Annotated in this window: 17 protein-coding genes and 1 pseudogene; 7 read left to right on the forward strand and 11 right to left on the reverse strand. The window is 63.8% G+C overall.

Going from position 1 to position 19006, the window contains the following annotated elements; genetic code table 11:
* Positions 1–17: 17 nt before the first annotated feature.
* The 9 genes from pcaC to pcaR all read right to left on the reverse strand — a co-directional run bounded on the left by pcaC (position 18) and on the right by pcaR (position 9678).
* Positions 18–410, reverse strand: coding sequence for a 4-carboxymuconolactone decarboxylase (gene pcaC, locus BMY03_RS02530; protein WP_046856920.1), 393 nt, complete (start codon positions 408–410; stop codon positions 18–20).
* A gap of 10 nt (positions 411–420) precedes the next feature.
* Positions 421–1212, reverse strand: a complete 792-nt coding sequence (pcaD, locus tag BMY03_RS02535; protein ID WP_094010167.1) for a 3-oxoadipate enol-lactonase — start codon at positions 1210–1212, stop codon at positions 421–423.
* Between the two features lie 12 nt (positions 1213–1224).
* Positions 1225–2577, reverse strand: a complete 1353-nt coding sequence (locus BMY03_RS02540) for a 3-carboxy-cis,cis-muconate cycloisomerase (RefSeq protein ID WP_094010168.1) — start codon at positions 2575–2577, stop codon at positions 1225–1227.
* A gap of 9 nt (positions 2578–2586) precedes the next feature.
* On the reverse strand, positions 2587–3876 hold the full coding sequence (locus tag BMY03_RS02545) for an MFS family transporter (protein ID WP_023632037.1): 1290 nt from the start codon (positions 3874–3876) through the stop codon (positions 2587–2589).
* Positions 3877–4024: 148 nt separating this feature from the next.
* Positions 4025–5230 carry a 3-oxoadipyl-CoA thiolase gene (pcaF, locus tag BMY03_RS02550; protein WP_177182878.1) on the reverse strand — a complete coding sequence of 402 codons (1206 nt, stop codon included), beginning with the start codon at positions 5228–5230 and terminating at the stop codon, positions 4025–4027.
* Complete coding sequence (locus BMY03_RS02555) at positions 5227–6006, reverse strand: CoA-transferase subunit beta (RefSeq protein ID WP_023632036.1); 780 nt, start codon at positions 6004–6006, stop codon at positions 5227–5229. Before BMY03_RS02555 ends, pcaF begins: the two co-directional genes overlap by 4 nt.
* Positions 6003–6863 carry a CoA transferase subunit A gene (locus BMY03_RS02560; protein WP_094010170.1) on the reverse strand — a complete coding sequence of 287 codons (861 nt, stop codon included), beginning with the start codon at positions 6861–6863 and terminating at the stop codon, positions 6003–6005. The genes BMY03_RS02555 and BMY03_RS02560 overlap by 4 nt, the downstream gene beginning before the upstream one ends.
* Before the next feature lie 182 nt (positions 6864–7045).
* The gene (gene pcaK, locus BMY03_RS02565) at positions 7046–8392 is read right to left on the reverse strand and encodes a 4-hydroxybenzoate transporter PcaK (protein ID WP_038705520.1); all 1347 of its coding nucleotides are present in this window, start codon (positions 8390–8392) and stop codon (positions 7046–7048) included.
* Positions 8393–8808: 416 nt separating this feature from the next.
* Positions 8809–9678 carry a pca regulon transcriptional regulator PcaR gene (gene pcaR / locus BMY03_RS02570; RefSeq protein ID WP_094010171.1) on the reverse strand — a complete coding sequence of 290 codons (870 nt, stop codon included), beginning with the start codon at positions 9676–9678 and terminating at the stop codon, positions 8809–8811.
* A gap of 567 nt (positions 9679–10245) precedes the next feature.
* Between pcaR and BMY03_RS02575 the strand changes: the two genes are divergently transcribed.
* Positions 10246–10446, forward strand: coding sequence for a hypothetical protein (locus BMY03_RS02575; RefSeq protein ID WP_023629966.1), 201 nt, complete (start codon positions 10246–10248; stop codon positions 10444–10446).
* Between the two features lie 312 nt (positions 10447–10758).
* Positions 10759–12231, forward strand: coding sequence for an inorganic phosphate transporter (locus tag BMY03_RS02580; protein WP_023629967.1), 1473 nt, complete (start codon positions 10759–10761; stop codon positions 12229–12231).
* Positions 12232–12332: 101 nt separating this feature from the next.
* Here the strand turns inward: BMY03_RS02580 and BMY03_RS02585 are convergent, their stop codons facing one another.
* On the reverse strand, positions 12333–13808 hold the full coding sequence (locus BMY03_RS02585; RefSeq protein ID WP_094010172.1) for a helicase HerA-like domain-containing protein: 1476 nt from the start codon (positions 13806–13808) through the stop codon (positions 12333–12335).
* A gap of 315 nt (positions 13809–14123) precedes the next feature.
* On the opposite strand from BMY03_RS02585, the pseudogene BMY03_RS26855 reads away from it, so the two are divergent.
* The 5 genes and pseudogenes from BMY03_RS26855 to gpgF form a co-directional block, all read left to right on the forward strand.
* Positions 14124–14996: pseudogene (locus BMY03_RS26855) on the forward strand (cache domain-containing protein); the annotation flags it as partial.
* Between the two features lie 93 nt (positions 14997–15089).
* On the forward strand, positions 15090–15854 hold the full coding sequence (locus BMY03_RS26860) for a methyl-accepting chemotaxis protein (RefSeq protein WP_371041571.1): 765 nt from the start codon (positions 15090–15092) through the stop codon (positions 15852–15854).
* 143 nt (positions 15855–15997) lie between these two features.
* Positions 15998–17119 (forward strand): N-acetylglucosaminyl phosphatidylglycerol synthase, encoded by a 1122-nt coding sequence (gene gpgS, locus BMY03_RS02595; protein ID WP_094010174.1) that lies wholly within the window; start codon positions 15998–16000, stop codon positions 17117–17119.
* The gene (gene gpgD / locus BMY03_RS02600; protein WP_038705517.1) at positions 17112–17876 is read left to right on the forward strand and encodes an N-acetylglucosaminyl phosphatidylglycerol deacetylase; all 765 of its coding nucleotides are present in this window, start codon (positions 17112–17114) and stop codon (positions 17874–17876) included. The genes gpgS and gpgD overlap by 8 nt, the downstream gene beginning before the upstream one ends.
* A complete protein-coding gene (gene gpgF, locus BMY03_RS02605; protein ID WP_094010175.1) occupies positions 17873–18865 on the forward strand; it encodes a glucosaminyl phosphatidylglycerol flippase in 993 nt (330 codons plus the stop codon). Before gpgD ends, gpgF begins: the two co-directional genes overlap by 4 nt.
* Here gpgF and BMY03_RS26520 read toward each other — a convergent pair.
* Positions 18771–19004: a glycoside hydrolase family protein gene (locus BMY03_RS26520; RefSeq protein ID WP_081941206.1), complete on the reverse strand. Its 234-nt coding sequence runs from the start codon at positions 19002–19004 to the stop codon at positions 18771–18773. The two genes, gpgF and BMY03_RS26520, sit on opposite strands and share 95 nt — an antisense overlap.
* Positions 19005–19006 lie beyond the last annotated feature (2 nt).

The following is a 19006-nucleotide window of genomic DNA, read 5'->3' on the forward strand; positions in this document are numbered from 1 at the left end:
ACTTGCCCCGCGATGCGTTACTGCCTGGACTCCACCCCAAGTTCATCCCACACCGACTCGGCCAGGTGGAACGTGGCATTGGCCGCCGGGATGCCGCAGTAGATCGCGCTCTGCATGATCACTTCCTTGATCTCCTCCCGCGTCACGCCATTGTTGGCGGCCGCGCGCAGGTGCAGCTTGAGTTCGTCGTTGCGGTTCATGCCGATCAGCATGGCGATGGTGATCAGGCTACGGGTGTGCCGTGGCAGGCCGGGGCGGGTCCAGATATCGCCCCAGGCGTGCCGGGTGATCATCTCCTGGAACTCGCCGTTGAAATCATTGAGCTTTTCCAGGCTGCGGTCCACGTGGGCATCGCCGAGCACCGCGCGACGCACCTGCATGCCGGCTTCGTAACGTTGTTTCTCATCCATGGCAGGTTCCTCAGCGGGCCAGCAGGAAATCGAGCACACGGGCGGTGAAGGCCGCGCCGATCTCGACGTTGGACAGGTGCGCCGCCGGGAACTCGGCATAGGTCGCGTTGACGATGCGGCGGTGCATGAAGCGGCCATGCTCAGGCGTGGTGACCACGTCCGCGGTGCCCGCCACCACCAGCGTCGGCACCTGGATGCGCCCCAGCTGTTCGCGGTAATCGGCATCACGTACCGCCGCGCAGTTGGCGGCATAGCCTTCTGGGCTGGTGTGCGCGAGCATCTGGCAGATGCGCTGGGCCTCGGCCGGCTGCGCCTGGGCGAAGGCCGGGGTGAACCAACGGGCGATGGAGCCATCGCGCAGGTCCGCCATGGCTTGCTGCCCCCCCTTGAGCACCGTGTTGATGCGAGAGTTCCAGACCTCGTCGTTGGCGATCTTCGCCGCGGTGTTGCACAGGGTCAGGCTGTGCAGGCGGTGGCCGGCGTTGATGCCCAGCCACTGGCCGATCAGGCCGCCCATGGACAGGCCGACGAAGTGCGCATGCTCGATGTCCAGCGCATCGAGCAGGGCCAGCACGTCGCCCCCCAGCTGTTCGATGCTGTAGGGGCCTTGAGTGACCAGCGAGCCGCCATGGCCACGGGTGTCGTAGCGCAGCACGCGAAAGTGTTCGCTCCAGGCGGGAATCTGCACATCCCACATGCCCAGGTCGGTGCCCAGGGAGTTGGACAGCACCAGCACCTGCGCATCGGCCGGGCCATCGAGTTGGTAGTTCAGTACGCCATCGGCCAGTTGCAAAAGCGCCACAGCGGTCTCCTATCAGGCAGTGAAACGTTGATGTTCGGCCACGGCGCGCGCCACCCAGACGCGGGCCTGGCCCAGGTAATGGGTGGGGTCGAGCAGGCGGTCGAGCTCGTCGCCGGACAACTCGGCGTTGACCTGCGGCTCATCACCGAGCACTGCACGCAGATGGCGCCCTTCGGCCACGGCGCGCTGGCAGCACTGCTCCAGCAGGTGATGGGCACGGTCGCGGCCCAGGCGTTGGGCGAGGACAATACTGACCGCCTCGGCCAGCACCAGGCCCTGGGTGAGGTCGAGATTGCGGCGCATGCGTTCGGCGTCCACCTCCATGCCTTCGGCGATTAGCTGGGCCTGGCGCAGTGCTCCGGAGACCAGGCAGCAGATCTCCGGCAGGGTTTCCCACTCGGCGTGCCACAGGCCGAGGCTGCGTTCGTGCTCCTGGGGCATCGCGCTGAACAAGGTCGAGAGCAGCCCGGGCACGCGGGTAGCGGCGCCGATCAACACCGCCGCCCCGACCGGATTGCGTTTATGCGGCATGGTCGAGGACCCGCCCTTGCCCGGTGCGGCGGGTTCGAACAACTCGCCTGCCTCGGTCTGCATCAGCAGGCTGACGTCACGGCCGAACTTGCCCAGGCTGCCGGCGACCAGGCCCAGCACCGAGGCGAACTCCACCAGGCGGTCGCGCTGGGTGTGCCATGGCTGTTCAGGCAAGGTCAGCTTCAGTTGCGCGGCCAGGGCCTCGGCCACCGGCAGCGCTTTGCTGCCCAGCGCCGCCAGGCTGCCGGAAGCGCCACCGAACTGCAGTACCAGCAGGCGCGGGCGCAGTTCCTTGAGGCGTTGCCGATGGCGAGTGAGGGCGCCGAGCAAACCGGCCAGCTTCATGCCCAGCGTCACCGGCGTTGCATGCTGCAGCCAGGTCCGCCCCACCAGCGGCGTGTCGGCATGCTGCAATGCCTGATGCGCCAGGGTGTCGGCCAGCTTGCCGAGATCGTTTTCGAGCAATCCCAGGGCATGGCGCAGTTGCAGCACCAGGCCGCTGTCCATCGCATCCTGGCTGGTAGCGCCCAGGTGCACGTAGCGCTCGGCCTCGGGTACGCCACTGGCGACCACCTTGCCCAGGGCCTTGACCAGCGGGATCGCCGAATTGCCGGCCACCGCGATGGCGTCGGCCAGCGCCCGGGCATCATAGCGCTCGGCCTTGCAGGCCGCCTCGATGGCAGTCACCGCCGTGTGCGGCACCAGCCCGGCGGCCGCTTCGGCACGGGCCAGGGCCGCCTCGAAGTCGAGCATGCCCTGCAGCCGGCCCCGGTCGGAGAAAACCTCGCGCATGGCCGGGGCGGTGAAGTAGGCGTCGAACAGTTGGTTGCTCATGCAACGTCCTTAGTGATCATGGTGCAGGTACGCCGCCTGCTTCGGCAGGCGCAGGCTGAACAGGAAAGCCACCGCCATCATGGCGGTCACGTACCAGTAGAAGGTGTTCTCCATCCCCAAGGTTTTCAAGCCCAGTGCCACGTATTCGGCCGAGCCGCCGAACACCGCGTTGGCCACGGCGTAGGCCAGCCCCACGCCCAATGCGCGAACCTGTGGCGGGAACATCTCGGCCTTCACCAGGCCGCTGATGGAGGTGTAGAAGCTGACGATGCACAAGGCCAGGGTCACCAGCACGAAGGCCATGAACGGGCTGGTCACGGTCTTCAGCGCCATCAGCAAGGGGACGGTGAATAGCGTCCCCAGGGCGCCGAACAGCAGCATCGAATTACGCCGACCGATGCGGTCGGAGAGCATGCCGAACAGCGGCTGCAGGATCATGAACAGGAACAGCGCGCCGGTCATGACGAAACTGGCGCTCTTGGCGTTCATGCCGGCGGTGTTGACCAGGTACTTCTGCATGTAGGTGGTGAAGGTATAGAAGATCAGCGAACCACCGGCGGTATAGCCCAGCACCGTGATAAACGCGGCAGCGTGATTGCGGAACAGCCCGCTGATGCTGCCGGCATCCTTGTCCTGGCGGGTCTCGGCGCTGCTGGTCTCCTTCAGCGAACGGCGCAGCATCAGCGAGATCAACGCGGCAATGGCACCGACCACGAACGGGATGCGCCAGCCATAGGCGCGCAGTTCGTCCTCGGTGAGCAGTTGCTGCAGGATCACCACCACCAGCACCGCCAGCAACTGGCCGCCAATCAGGGTGACGTACTGGAACGAGGCAAAGAAACCGCGTTGGCCACGCAGCGCCACTTCGCTCATGTAGGTGGCGGTGGTGCCGTACTCACCGCCCACCGACAGCCCCTGGATCAACCGCGCCAGGAGCAGCAGCGCTGGCGCCCAGGTGCCGATGCTGGCGTAGGTGGGCAGGCAGGCGATGATCAGCGAGCCGCCGCACATCATCAGCACCGAGATCATCAGCGAGTTCTTGCGCCCGTGACGGTCGGCCAGGCGGCCGAAGATCCAGCCGCCGATAGGGCGCATCAGGAAGCCTGCGGCGAACACGCCGGCGGTGTTGAGCAACTGCACCGTGGGGTCGTCGGAGGGGAAGAAGGCCGGGGCGAAGTAGATGGCGCAGAAGGCGTAGACATAGAAGTCGAACCATTCCACCAGGTTGCCCGACGAGGCGCCGACGATGGCGAAGATACGCTTGCTGCGTTCTTCGCCGGTGTAATAGGTTGAGGTCATGGTGCGTTTGCTCCTGGAGGGTCACAGGTAATTCTAGACATACCTGGTTACACACTCGTTCCGCCTTGCCCGTGCGTCATGGCGGGACAAGCCCGCTCCCACGTAGCCTGGCACAGGCATTTTCGTGGGAGCGCCGGGTTCCAAAGGATCAGACCCTTTCAATAGCCAACGCCAACCCCTGCCCAACGCCCACACACATGGTCGCCAACCCCTTGCGCCCGCCGCTCTTCTCCAGCTGATGCAATGCCGTCAGCACCAGACGTGCCCCGCTCATGCCCAGCGGATGCCCCAGGGCGATGGCGCCACCGTTGGGGTTCACCTGTGGAGCGTCGTCTGCCACACCCAGCTCGCGCAACACCGCCAGGCCCTGGCTGGCAAAGGCTTCATTGAGCTCGATGACATCGAAGTCGGCCACGGCAATGCCAAGGCGCTCGGTCAGCTTGCGCACCGCGGGGACCGGGCCGATGCCCATCACCCGTGGCGCCACACCGGCGCTGGCCATGCCCAGCACCCGGGCACGTGGGGTCAGGCCGTGCGTCTTCACCGCCTCGGCCGACGCCAGAATCAGCGCGGCGGCACCGTCGTTGACACCCGAGGCGTTGCCAGCGGTAACGCTCTTGTCCGGGCCGTTGACTGGTTTGAGCTTGGCCAGTGCCTCCAGCGTGGTCTGCGGGCGCAGATGTTCGTCGTGCTCGACCACCGTCTCACCCTTGCGGTGCTGGATACGCACCGGCACGATTTCCTCGGCGAAAAAGCCGGCGGCCTGCGCGGCGGCAGCCTTCTGCTGGCTGCGCAGGGCGAAGGCATCCTGGTCGGCACGCGATACCTGGTAATCATCGGCGACGTTGTCGGCGGTCTCGGGCATCGAGTCCACACCGAACTGGGCATTCATCAACGGATTGACGAAACGCCAGCCGATGGTGGTGTCCTCGAGCTTCATGTTGCGCGAGTAGCCGCTCTCGGCCTTGCCCATCACGAACGGCGCGCGGGACATCGACTCGACGCCACCGGCAATCGCCAGCTCCATTTCGCCGCTGGCGATGGCCCGGAAGGCGCTGCCGACGGCGTCCATGCCCGACGCGCACAGGCGGTTGAGGGTCACGCCCGGGACACTGTGTGGCAAGCCGGCCAGCAACAGCGCCATGCGCGCCACGTTACGGTTGTCCTCGCCAGCCTGGTTGGCACAGCCGAAGAACACTTCGTCGAGCCGGTCCCATTGCACACCCGGGTTACGCTCGATCAATGCCTTGAGCGGCACTGCCGCCAGGTCGTCGGCGCGCACGCCGGCCAGGGCCCCGCCGAAACGGCCGATAGGGGTACGAACAGCGTCGCAGATGAAGACGTCACGCATCAGGCTTCTCCTGCCGTCTGGCCATGGGCGGCGGCGGTACGCGCTTCGAGATCGCGCAAAGCGGACAGCTCTACCTCGCTGGGTGCCGCGGTTTGCTGCACGCCTTCGGCAAAGCGGATCGCCCAGCCAGTGGCTTTGATGATCTGCTCGCGGGTCACGCCTGGGTGGATCGAGGTGACCACGAACTCGTGGGTATCTGCCTCCGGCTCCATGATGCACAGGTCGGTAATGATGCCGACCGGCCCCTCTCCCGGCAGGCCAAGGCGCTGGCGCGAATCGCCGCCTTCGCCATGGCCGACCGAGGTGATGAAGTCGAGCTTGTCGACGAAGGCCCGCGGCGACTGCTTGAGGATGATCAGCACCTGCTTGGCGGAGCCGGCGATCTCCGGTGCGCCGCCTGCACCCGGCAGACGGGTCTTCGGTGCGTGGTAGTCACCGACCACGGTGGTGTTGATGTTGCCGAAGCGGTCGACCTGGGCGGCGCCGAGAAAGCCGACGTCGATGCGCCCGCCTTGCAGCCAGTAGCGGAAGATCTCGCCGGTCGGCACCACGGTGTCGGCGGTCTCGGCCAGCTCGCCGTCTCCGATGGACAGCGGTAGCACGCTGGGCTTGGCACCGATCGGGCCGGACTCGTAGATCAGCACCACGTCGGGCGATGAGGTCAGGCGCGCAAGGTTGGCGGCCTTCGACGGTAGGCCGATGCCGACGAAGCAGACGGCGCCGTTGCGCAGGCGACGGGCGGCGGCGACGGTCATCATTTCGGAAGTGGAGTAGCTCATTGCGCGGCCTCCGCGGTGCTGGCCAGCCTGGCCTGGAATTCGGTGAAATCGGCGGTGCCACGGATATAGGTGTCGATCCAGGCAGTGAACGACTCACGGTTACGGGCAATCGGATCCCAGGCCTGGTAGAAGCGGTTGTCGCGCTCGTAGTAGCCGTGGGCGTAGGACGGGTGGGCGCCGCCGGGCACCAGGCACACCGCGCTGAGGGCCCAGGTCGGCAGCACACAGGCATTCATCGGTGCCTGCAGGTCATCGACGATCTCCTCGACGGTGACAATGCAGCGCTTGGCTGCAAGCGCCGCTTCCTTCTGCACGCCGAGAATGCCCCACAGCAGCACGTTGCCCTTGCGGTCGGCCTTCTGCGCATGGATCACGGTGACGTCCGGGCGCACCGACGGCACGGCGGCGAGCACTTCGCCGGTGAACGGGCAAGTGACAGACTTGATCAGCGGGTTGACCTTCGGCAGGTCGGAGCCGGCGTAGGCGCGCAGCACCGCGAACGGCAGGCCGGAGGCGCCGGCGACATAGGCGTTGGCCAAGTCGGCGTGGCTGTGCTCCTCGATCTCGATGGCGTGGGGCCACTGTTTTTCCACCGCGTCGCGCAGGCGGTGCAGCGAACCGACGCCGGGGTTGCCGCCCCAGGAGAAGATCAATTTGCGCGCGCAGCCGGCGCCAATCAGTTGGTCGTAGATCAGGTCCGGGGTCATGCGCACCAGGGTCAAGTCGCGCTTGCCCTGGCGAATGATCTCGTGGCCGGCGGCGGTCGGGATCAGATGGGTGAAACCTTCGAGGGCGACACTGTCGCCATCCTGGATGAACTGCTTCACGGCCTCGTGAAGCGAGAGGATTGCTGCCATTGGAGACTCCTGGTCAGGTCGAGTCGGGTCAGTGAGCAGCGGACCGATGCATCGCTGCGATGGGCCCAGATTAAGGAGACTGAGGGGGGTATCTCAATCCGATAATCGCACTTTTGTGCGATTATCGAACGATTTGTTACCCTGCTATTTATACGATCCTGCAGGAGCGAGCCTCCCAGACCTCAGGTCGCATCCGCGTGGCTGACCAACCCTTTCACCACGACAGCCACCGCGGCCAATGCCGCTGGCACCAGCAGTGCCGTCAGCACCTGCTCGAAATTCCACCCCAACCCCAGCAGCGTAGCCCCGCTCCAGGCGCCGAGAATCGCGCCGAAGCGACCGATCCCGAGCATCCAGGAAACGCCTGTGGCACGGCCTTGGGTCGGATAGAAGCGCGCCGCCAGCGAGGGCATGGCCGATTGCGCGCCGTTCACGCACATGCCGGCAACCAGCACCAGGGTCGCCAGCAAGGTGATGTTGCCCAGGCTCTGTCCAACGGCGTAGGCGAACACACCTGCGAGCAAATAGAAGATGCCGATCACCTTGTGCGGGTTGAAACGGTCCATGGCCCAACCCACTGCCACCGCGCTCAGCACCCCGCCAAACTGGAACAATGCGCCGATGAAAGCGGCCTGCTCCATGCTTGCGCCGCTGTCGCGCATCAGGGTCGGCAGCCAGCTGGTCAGCAGGTAGACGATCACCAGGCCCATGAAATAGGTCAGCCACAGCAATACGGTGCCCAAGCCATAGGTACCCGAGAAGATCACCGCAAACACGTTGCGCGCCGCCACCGCCTTCTGTTCCGGCACGCGGAAGCTCGATGCCTGGGCTACCTGTTCAGGATTGATCGGCGCCAGGGTCTTGCGCACCTTGTCGGCGCCGCGATTGCGCACCACCAGAAAGCGCGCCGACTCCGGCAACCAGGCCAACAGCACCACGGCCAGCAGCAGCGGCAGCACGCCACCGATCACCAGCAGGCTGTGCCAGCCGTAGGCCGGGATCAGCTTGGCCGAGATGAAACCACCGCCGGCCATACCCAGGTTGAAACCACAGAACATGCTGGTCACCAGCAACGACTTGAGGCGCTCCGGGGTGTATTCCGACAACAAGGTGGTGGCGTTGGGCATGCCAGCCCCCAGGCCCAGACCGGTCAGAAAGCGCAACACCAGCAATTGGTCGACATTGCTCGCGTAGGCAGAGGCCAGACTGAAGCCACCGAACACCAGCACCGCTCCTACCAGCACGCCCTTGCGCCCGAAGCGGTCGGCCAGCGGGCCGGAGCCGAGGGCGCCGAACACCATGCCGATCAGTGCGGCGCTCATCACCGGGCCGAGACTGGCCCGGTCGATGCCCCACTCGTGGGACAGCGCCGGGGCGATGAAGCCCATGGCGGCAGTGTCCAGCCCATCGAGAAAGACGATCAGGAAGCACAGGATCACCACCCGCCACTGATAACGGGACAGCGGCTGGGCGTTGATGAAGGACTGGACGTCGAGGCAGTTGCCGACAGCGGATTGTGGCTTGTTCATTATTTTTATCCGGGAGTTGGGCACAGGCAGGCTACCGCGCAGGGCGGTTGCACTGGAACAGGGAACAGCGGATACGACGGCCGAGGCTCAGCCGGAGTGCAGCAGCACCGTGCGCGGGTGCGACCGCGACAGCGAAGGGACAGTGGTCATGGGGATGCCCTCGGGCCTGTTGTTATTATCCGGTCGGCGCAGCCGACAGGTGCGACAGACATTAATCAGCAGGCGTGGGCGGCGCAATTCGCCGAGAGCGACACTGTGCGTTTATCGAACAGGAAACGGCGTGATGTGTTCAACGCTCCTGCGCACGAGCAAAGTACGGTGTTGCTTGCAATGGCCGCATCACTGGAAAGCCAGCTGAGCCGGGTCGCTACGGGCGCCTGCTTTTCGGCGTTGGGGCGCAATGCGCCCCGGCGGGCTCAGCCAAATAGCTGATGACATAAATCCCTGCTTGCCGCCAGCAAGATCGGCAGGAAACGCTGCTCCAGCTCCCCGCGGCTGACGCGGCCGACATGAGTACTGACATTAAGCGCCGCCAGCACTTGACCGGATGCGTCATAGATCGGCACCGCAATCGAGCGCAACCCTTGTTCCAGCTCCTGGTCCACCACGCACCAACCTTGCTCACGCACCTGCTGGATACAGGCAAATAACGACTCCGGATCATGCAGGGTACGGCTGGTTCGGGCCTTGAGGTCGGCTCGTTCCAGGTATTCGTGCAGGCTGGCATCATCCAATGCCGCCAGCAGGATACGGCCCATCGAAGTGCAGTAGGCCGGCAATCGCCCGCCGACTGAAAGGTCGACCGAGATCAGCCGTTCGACCGTTGCGGAGCGTGCGATATAGAGAATGTCATCGCCCTCCAGCGTGGCCATGTTCGCCGCCTCGTGGAGCTGGTCGCTGATGCGATCCAGATAAGGCTGAGCCGACACCGCCAATGGCGTGGATGACAGGTAGGCATGACCAAGGGTCAACACTTTGGGCAACAGCGAATAGGTACGCCCGTCAGTGGTCGCATAACCCAGCTTCATCAGGGTATGCAGGCAGCGCCGCACCGCGGCCCGCGGGATCTCCGTTCGGTGGCTGATCTGGGCGATGGTCAGGTGGCGCTTGCGCTCCTGGAAGGCCTGGATCACTGCCAGGCCACGGGCTAGGGAGGTCATGAAGTCGGGGTCGCCGGTGAACGCCTGGATACGCTTGGCCGCCGATGCCACGATCGGCGGGGCCAGGGTGGGGCTGCTACTGCGTGCGGACTCGTGGGCTGACTGGCCGCTGGTTTCTTCACTCATGGGCATGCCTCAAAAAAATCGCTACCTCGTGCGATTATCGAACGAACGGCCGATAATCGCAATTGACCGCTGACACTTTTGCTTATACCTTTCCCCTGCCACATGTGGCTTCTTTGGAGAGACTGGTCAGGTACCCACCGTAGAAGTCCCAGGCAACGGCCTCGCCCTTAAGCGAGGCCGTTTTCATTTCTGACAGTGGCCGGCGAACTTTGCTTGCCATCGACTTGAACCTTTTGAATGCCTGCACGACAAAGGGCTTATAGGCTGCACAACAAACTTCAGGTCTATTGTCAGTTGCAGGTAAAGAACGATAGCCTTCAACCGGGCGATTGCTATAATTGCCGGTGTTGATTGCAAGCACCGTTTAACGGATCCAATCGACGCACTTTCGTTGCCTTTAGACTGCCAGTCCCTGCCTTTGCAGTGGCTCGCCGTGTGCTGCACCGCAGCTTGCCAACTCATACATTGCCATTTCGCTGCAATGAATTGTTCGGCTTGCCGACATATCCGCATTCTGCGTGTGTATTTAAAGGCTGACGCCCAACTTCAACCTAATCAGGTATTACTGTGACGAAAGAAGAACTGCGCGCGGAACTCGAGCGCCAGGCTGAACGTTACAAGGATGTTTACGGTGGTGAAGTCACCACCTATGCCGCGCAACCCGATCCGGAACGCAAGCCCTGGCGTAAACGTGCCAGCGTTCTCGACCAGGCGTTCGCCCAGGAAATCGAGAAGATCGAAAAGGAACTGCGCAGCGACGACAACTGAAGCCGATCGATGCCAATGCGCTATCACCCAGGAAGGGTCTGAAGCCAGCCGGATGAGCAAAAACCTGTGATATGAAATGGAATCACACAAATTTCATACAGTCGTTTTAATTGCGCAAGCCCAGTAAAAATCACCTCAAATAGCTGATTTTTCTGAATTTTATCGATTTTTAACGGCGTTTTTTTGCGATTACCCGGCACCTGGCTGCTTGTGCCATGTTGGCATTTGCCTGCCATCGGTCAGCCGCAGGTGCATCGATTGCCATCGTTTTCTGGCATAATCCGCCCCCCCTAAGACCGCCAGACAACCTTCATGATCGATTTATTCAGCGGACTGGATGCCTGGGTTATCGTGAGCCTGACGCTCGCTCTGACCTTCGTGCTCGCCTTCGAGTTCATCAATGGCTTTCATGACACCGCCAACGCGGTAGCCACCGTCATCTATACCAAGGCCATGCCACCGCACCTCGCCGTGTTCTTCTCTGGCGTGTTCAACTTCCTCGGCGTTCTGCTCGGTGGTGTCGGGGTGGCCTATGCCATCGTCCACCTGCTGCCGGTCGAACTGCTGATCAATGTGAACACCGGCCACGGCCTGGCCATGGTTTTCTCGTTACTGGCCGCCGCCATCACCTGGAACCTGGGCACCTGGTACTTCGGCATTCCGGCGTCCAGCTCGCACACCCTGATCGGCTCGATTCTCGGGGTCGGCCTGGCCAACGCCCTGCTCAGCGACATTCCGCTGGGTGACGGCGTCAACTGGCAGAAGGCCATTGATATCGCCATGTCCCTGGTGCTCTCGCCAATGGCCGGCTTTGCTGTCGCCGCCCTGGTGCTGATTGGCCTGAAATGGTGGCGCCCGCTGTCGAAGATGCACAAGACCCCTGACCAGCGCCGCAAGCTTGACGACAAGAAGCACCCGCCGTTCTGGAACCGCCTGGTGCTGGTGATCTCGGCCATGGGTGTGAGCTTCGTGCACGGCTCCAACGATGGCCAGAAAGGCATCGGCCTGATCATGCTGGTACTGATCGGTATCGTCCCGGCCAAGTTCGTCCTCGACCTGAACAGCACCACCTACCAGATCGAGCGCACCCGTGACGCCACCTTGCACCTGAGCCAGTTCTACCAGCGCAACGCCGCCACCCTTGGCGAGTTCCTGGCGCTGGGCAAGGCGCAGGCAAGCGACCTGCCGGAGCAGTTCAGCTGCAATCCACAGCAGACCGAGCCCACCATCGCCGCGCTGCAATCGTCGCTCGCCGGTGTGACCGACTATCGCGCCCTGAGCGCCGAGAAGCGCGTCGAAGTGCGCCGCTACCTGCTGTGCCTGGACGACACGGCGAAGAAGGTCGGCAAGCTGCCTGGCCTGGAGCCTCGTGAAAAGGCTGACCTGGATAAACTGCGCAAGGACCTGACCGCCACCACCGAATACGCCCCGTTCTGGGTGATCGTCGCCGTCGCCCTGGCCCTGGGCCTGGGCACCATGGTCGGCTGGAAACGCGTGGTGCTGACCGTTGGCGAGAAGATCGGCAAGCAGGGCATGACCTATGCCCAGGGCATGTCGGCCCAGATCACCGCGGCCTGCGCCATCGGCATGGCCAACGTATTCAGCCTGCCGGTGTCCACCACCCACGTACTGTCGTCCGGCGTGGCCGGTACCATGGTTGCCAACAAGAGCGGCCTGCAAGGCGGCACCGTGAAAACCATCCTGCTGGCCTGGGTGCTCACCCTGCCGGCGTCGATGGGCCTGGCAGCCGGCCTGTTCTGGCTGGCCACCAAGGCCATTAGCTGAGTGCTGATGCAGTACTGAAAAAGGCGCCCCTTACAGGGCGCCTTTTTCGTGGGAGCGGCGGTGCGCCGATGCGATTTTCTCCGCGTTTAGCCCAATAAGGCTTAACGTTTCTTCCCGCCCAGCAGCGACCCCATCAACCCCCGCACCAACTGGCGCCCCAACTGATTGGCCGCTTGGCGCACCGCCGATTTGATCGCCTGCCCCGCCGCGCTCTGCAGGAACTCGCCGGCCTTGTCGGCAAAGCTGTCTTCCCCGGCCTTGGACTGGGGAACCGGCTCCACCGGCGCGCCCTTGCGCTGCGTGAGCATTTCATAAGCCGACTCACGGTCGATCGGCTTGTCATAATGCCCCGCCAACGGCGACGCCGCGATCAGCGCACTGCGCTCAGCCACGCTCAAGGGTCCGATCCGCGACTGTGGCGGCGCGATCAACACCCGCTGAACCATGGCTGGCGTGCCCTTCTCTTCCAAGGTGCCGACCAGGGCTTCGCCGATACCGAGCTCGGTAAGCACCGCCAAACTGTCGAACGCCGGGTTCGGCCGAAACCCATCAGCCACTGCACGCAATGATTTCTGCTCCTTGGCGGTGAAGGCGCGCAGGCCATGCTGGATGCGCAAGCCCAACTGGGCCAATACCGCATCCGGCAGATCCCCCGGCGACTGAGTGACGAAATACACTCCCACGCCCTTGGAGCGGATCAGCCGCACCACTTGCTCCAGGCGGTCCTGCAACGCTTTGGGCGTGCCGTTGAACAGCAGGTGCGCCTCATCGAAGAATAACGCCAGCACAGGTTTGTCGGCATCGCCGCGCTCCGGTAGTTGCTCGAACAGTTCTGCCAGCAGCCACAGCAGGAACGTCGCATAGACCTTAGGGGCATCATGTACCAAGCGGCTGGCATCGAGCAGGTGGATGCGGCCGCGCCCGTCGCCCTCGGGGCGCAGCAGGTCTTCGAGCTGCAGCGCCGGTTCGCCGAACAATGCCTCGGCCCCTTGTTGCTCCAGGGTCGCCAGCCGGCGCAAGAGAGCCTGCGTGGAAGCACTGGTCATCAACGCGCCGTCCTCCCCCAGCAATTGCGGGTTTTCCTTGAGGTGCGCGAGCAGGGCCTTGAGGTCCTTCAGGTCGAGCAACAGCAAGCCCTCACGGTCGGCTACCTTGAACGCCGCATACAAGGCCGCCTGCTGGCTGTCGGTAAGCTCCAGCAGATTGCCCAGCAGCAGCGGCCCCATTTCACTCAAGGTGGTACGCAGGGGATGCCCTGATTGGCCCGCGACATCCCACAGGGTCACCGGGTAGCCTTGGGGCGTGTGTTTCAGCCAGGGCATCCCGGCAATCCGCTCGGCCACCTTTCCCTGCGGCGCACCCGCCGCCCCGAGACCACACAGGTCGCCCTTCACATCCGCGGCAAAAACCGCCACCCCGGCGTCACTGAACAGCTCGGCGAGATGTTGCAGGGTAACCGTCTTGCCAGTCCCCGTGGCACCGGCCACCAGGCCATGCCGGTTGGCCAGGCGCATGGCTTGGGATATGGGCTGACCATCCGGGCTTGCACCTACAACCATTCGTAAGAAATCTGACATCTTCTTTCATCCCCCACTCAAGTTCTGCCGCGTTACAGCCGATAGTTCAGAGTGACTCTTACCAGAAAGACAGTAACAACCCGAAAAGGACCCACGGGAATTGTTGCACTGTTTTCCAGCCGTGCTTTGTGCGAACGACCCGATAAAAACCTTAGCGGACACGATCACGTTATGAACAAAAGCCTTCGTTTCAGCCACAAGATTCTTCTGGCGGCATCACTGATCGTGATACTCGCCTTCAGCCTGTTCACCCTGTACAACGACTATCTCCAGCGTAATGCCATTCGCGAAGACCTGGAGAACTACCTGGCCGAGATGGGTGAATCGACCTCCACCAACATCCGCAACCTGTTCGAAGGACGCATCAAACTGGTCGACAACGTCGCCCAGAACCTCGCACAGTTCCCACAGAACACCGGCACACTGCTGGGCCAGAACGCCCTCACTTCGAGCTTCCTGACCATCTACCTGGGCCAGCCTGACGGGACATTCACCGTACGCCCGGACACCAAGATGCCCGACGGCTACGACCCGCGCGTGCGGCCCTGGTACAAGGACGGCCTGAACGCCAGCGGCCCGATCCTCACTGAACCCTACATCGACATGGCCACCAACAAGATGGTCATTTCGATCATCAGCACCGCCTCGCGCTCGGTGGGTGTGGTCGGTGGCGACCTAGCCCTCGACGGCCTGGTGGAGATCATCAACTCGCTGAACTTCGGCGGCATGGGCTATGCCTTCTTGGTCAATGACCAAGGCAAGATCCTGGTGCACCCGGACAAGAACCTGGTGATGAAGTCGCTGTCGGACCTGTTCCCACAGAACACACCGCGGCTATCCAGCGAGCTGACCGAAGTGACGCTCAATGGCGAAACCCGGCTGCTGACCTTCACCCCGGTCAAAGGCTTGCCGTCGGCCAACTGGTACATCGGCCTGTCGGTGGACAAGGACAAGGCCTTCTCGATGCTCAGCACCTTCCGCACCTCGGCGGTGATCGCCACAGTGGTTGCGGTAGTGATCATCATCGCCCTGCTCGGCCTGTTGATCCGCGTACTGATGCAGCCGTTGCACACCATGACCCGTGCAATGTCGAACATCGCCGAAGGCGAAGGCGACCTGACCCGCCGCCTGGAAATCCACAATCACGACGAGTTCGGCATCCTCGGCACCGCCTTCAACCGCTTCGTCGAACGCATCCATGGCTCGATCCGTGAGGTGTCATCGGCCACCGAACAGGTCAACGAAGTGGCATTGCGGGTCATCAGCGCCTCGAACTCATCGATGGCCAACTCCGACGAGCAGTCCAACCGCACCAACAGCGTCGCCGCCGCCATCAACCAGCTCGGCGCCGCTGCCCAGGAGATCGCCGGCAATGCCGCCCAGGCCTCGCAGCACGCCAGTTCCGCTCGCCTGCTGGCAGAGGAAGGTCAGCAGGTGGTGCAGCGCAACATCGATGCGATGAACCGTCTCTCGGACCTGATCGTCACCTCCAGTGAGCATATCGAGACGCTGAACAACAAGACCGTGAACATCGGCCAGATCCTCGAGGTGATCACCAGCATTTCCCAGCAGACCAACCTGCTTGCCCTCAACGCCGCCATCGAGGCTGCCCGCGCTGGCGAGGCCGGCCGTGGTTTCGCCGTGGTCGCCGACGAGGTACGCAACCTGGCGCACCGCACCCAGGAGTCGGCGCAACAGGTGCAGACCATGATCGAGGAGCTGCAGGTCGGCGCCCGCGAGTCGGTCGACACCATGGGCCAGAGCCAGCGCCACAGCCAGGACAGCATGGACATCGCCAATCAGGCCGGTGAGCGCCTGGGCAGCGTCACCCAGCGCATCGGCGAGATCGACGGCATGAACCAGTCGGTGGCCACCGCGACCGAAGAACAGACTGCCGTGGTCGATTCGATCAACATGGACATCAACGAGATCAACATGCTCAATCAGGAAGGCGTCGAGAACCTGCAGGCCACCCTGCGCGCCTGTTCGGACCTGGAGCAGCAGGCCGGTCGCCTCAAACATCTGGTCGGCAGCTTCCGCATCTGACCCTTCACCCGCTCCCACCCTGCGTGGGAGCGGGCCCAGCCAAACCCTGATCGAACAAACTATCCTCCAAGAAGGTCAACCCTAAGGCGCGTCATCGCCGGCCCTTTACCGCCTGATGACACACCGAGGACGATCCCGGAGGGATGCTGATCGTGCACATCGCCGACATCACCATGTTCTATGCCCCAGCCAGCGGCGGCGTACGAACCTATCTTGATGCCAAACATCGCCGTCTAGACGCCATGCCTGGCGTTCGCCACAGCCTGTTGATTCCTGGCGCCAGCGCCAGCCAGGTCAACGGCATCTACCATGTTCCAGCGCCGCCCCTGCCATTCGGCAACGGCTACCGTTTCCCGGTGCGTCTGGCCCCCTGGTGCAAGGAACTGCGTCGTCTGCAACCCGACCTGATCGAAGTTGGCGATCCCTACCTCACCGCCTGGGCGGCCCTGGAGGCACGGCGCCAACTTGATGTGCCGGTGATCGGCTTCTATCACTCCGACCTGCCACTACTGGTGAGCAATCGCATGGGCAGTTGGTTCACCCCCAATGTCGAGGCCTACGTCAGCAAACTCTATGGACATTTCGACCGGGTACTGGCGCCCAGCCAAGTGATGGCCGACAAGCTGCGCAGGCTGGGTGTCGAGAATGTCCATGTGCAGCGGCTAGGGGTAGATTTAGTGCAATTTCACCCCGACAAGCACGACCCAGGCCTGCGCCGCGAACTGGGCATCGCTGATAATAGTCGCCTGCTGGTCTTCGCCGGCCGCGGTTCGCGGGAAAAGAACCTGCCGGTGCTTCTGGACTGCATGCAGCTGCTCGGACAGCCTTACCACCTGCTTCTGGTCGGTTCGAACATGCCGGCCGGGGTGCCAGGCAATGTCAGCGTGATCGACCACTTCTGCCCACCCGACGAGGTCGCCCGGCTTCTGGCCAGCGCCGACCTGCTGGTACATGCCGGCGATCAGGAAACCTTCGGCCTGGTGATTCTCGAGGCCATGGCCTGTGGGACACCGGTAGTGGCTGTGCGCGCCGGCGCCTTCGGCGAGATCGTCGGCGAGCAGTGCGGCCGCCTGTGCCTGCCCAACGATGGCAGGGCCATGGCCAATGCCGTACGCGAGATCTTCGACAGCGGCGTGCGCGCGCTTGGCAGCCAGGCGCGTCAACACGTGGAGCGTCATTACAGCTGGGACAACGTTGTCAATGGCCTGCTTCAGCACTATCAGGCAGTGCTCGGCCATTCGCTGCCGGTACGCGCCCATGGCTGAGACCCTATTGGCCAACCGCAGCCTGATGCTGGTGCTACACGATGTGGCGCCGGAAACCTGGCCGGATTACCAACCCTTCGTCCAGGCGATCGACGACATGGGTGGCGTGCCCATGACCTGGCTGGTAGTTCCGGACTTCCACCATCGCAACCCACTCACGCGTTCGCCCGAGTTTTGCCGCCTGCTCGAACGGCGCTTGGCTCGTGGTGACGAACTGGCCCTGCACGGCTACTATCATGCCGACGACGGTCCTCCGCCACGCGGGCCGCGCGAATACGTCGAGCGCCGAATCTACACCCACGAAGGCGAGTTTCACAGCCTGGACCAGGCCAGCGCACTACAGCGCCTGCAAGCCGGGCTGACGCTGTTCGGGCAACAGGGCTGGCCAGTGGCAGGCTTCGTCGCCCCTGCCTGGCTGATGAGCGAAGGCACGCGCGCGGCGCTGCGCCAACTGCCGCTACGCTACACCAGCACGCCAAGGCACCTGTACCGGCTACCCGATTTCACCGCCTTCGCTGCCCCCGGATTGGTATGGAGCGCCCGCAGCGCCTGGCGCCGCGGGCTGTCGAGGGTGGTCAGCGACTGGCAACGCCGACGCTGGCGTGAGGCCGACACCCTGCGACTAGGCCTGCATCCGGTCGACATGCGACACCCCAGCGCGCGCAACTACTGGCTCCAGACCCTGCGGCAACTGCTGGAGCAAGGCCGTGAGCCACTGACCAAGTCGGCCTGGCTGGAGCGCCAGGCCACCCCATGACCCGCCTGGGCTGGCTCGGCCTGGCATTGCTGCTGGCGGTGCTGGTGCCCGCCTTGCTTGGTGGCAGCGAGCTGCTCCCCCGGCTCCAGTCTTTCGCACCCGGGCTGATGATGTTGCTGCTCGGCATGATCCTGCTGTGCTGGGCGATCAATGCCATCCGCCTGCGCCTGCTGCTCGGCGAGCAAGGCGCCCAGGTGGGCCGGATGCGTAGCCTTGGGGTGATCATCGCCACCGAGTTCGCCATCTGCACCACCCCCGGGGGCACCGGCGGCCCGCTTACCCTGATGACGTTGCTGGCACGCGAGCGTATTGCTCCATCACGGAGCGGCGCGGTGTTCGCCATGGACCAGTTGAACGACCTCTTGTTCTTCTTCTGCGCCATGCTGGCGATCGCCGCCTATGCCCTGTTCCATCGTCTTGGCCAGAGCCAGGCACACATGTTGATGGGCAGCGCCTTGCTGCTGTGTATCGCCTTGACCGTGATCGTCCTGCTGGTGCGCTATCGGCACGCGGTGATGCGTGGCAATGGCCGGCTGCTGCGCCGCTTGGGCGTGACATCGCAACGCAGGCTGCGCTGGGCGCGCAAGGTACTGCGCTTTGCCCATGCCCTGGCGGATACCTTGCGCATGCCACGGCGCAGGCTGGCGGCGGTGTTCTTCCTCACTTGCGCGCACTGGTGCCTGCGCTACAGCGTGCTCTATCTGGTGCTGCGGGGGTTGGGCGTCGACCTGGCGTGGATTCCGAGCTTCCTGGTGCAGATGCTGTCGCTCAGTGCAGGGCAGTTCAGCCTGCTGCCGGGCGGCGCGGGCGCGGCGGAGCTGACCTCGGCGGCCTTGCTGTCACCGCTGGTAGGAAGCTCGACGGCAGCCGCGGCGATCCTCATTTGGCGCGCGGTTACCTACTACTTTTACCTGCTGGCCGGGGGGCCGGTATTCCTTTATCTGCTGGCGCGTCCACTGCTGGATCGTCGGCGCCGACAGGCGGATTGAGCCGCCTCCAGAGTTCGGCGGCACCCGCGAACTCGGTGCCGTCATCATCGCTCAACGCTTCGGGATCGAAACGGGCAAGGCAGCCCTCGCCCAAGGTTGGTGGCGCCGAAGCGCCGGCCTTGTCACGTGGATCCGCCATTT

It is taken from the genome of Pseudomonas soli (genome assembly GCF_900110655.1).
In the GTDB taxonomy this organism is placed as follows: domain Bacteria; phylum Pseudomonadota; class Gammaproteobacteria; order Pseudomonadales; family Pseudomonadaceae; genus Aquipseudomonas; species Aquipseudomonas soli.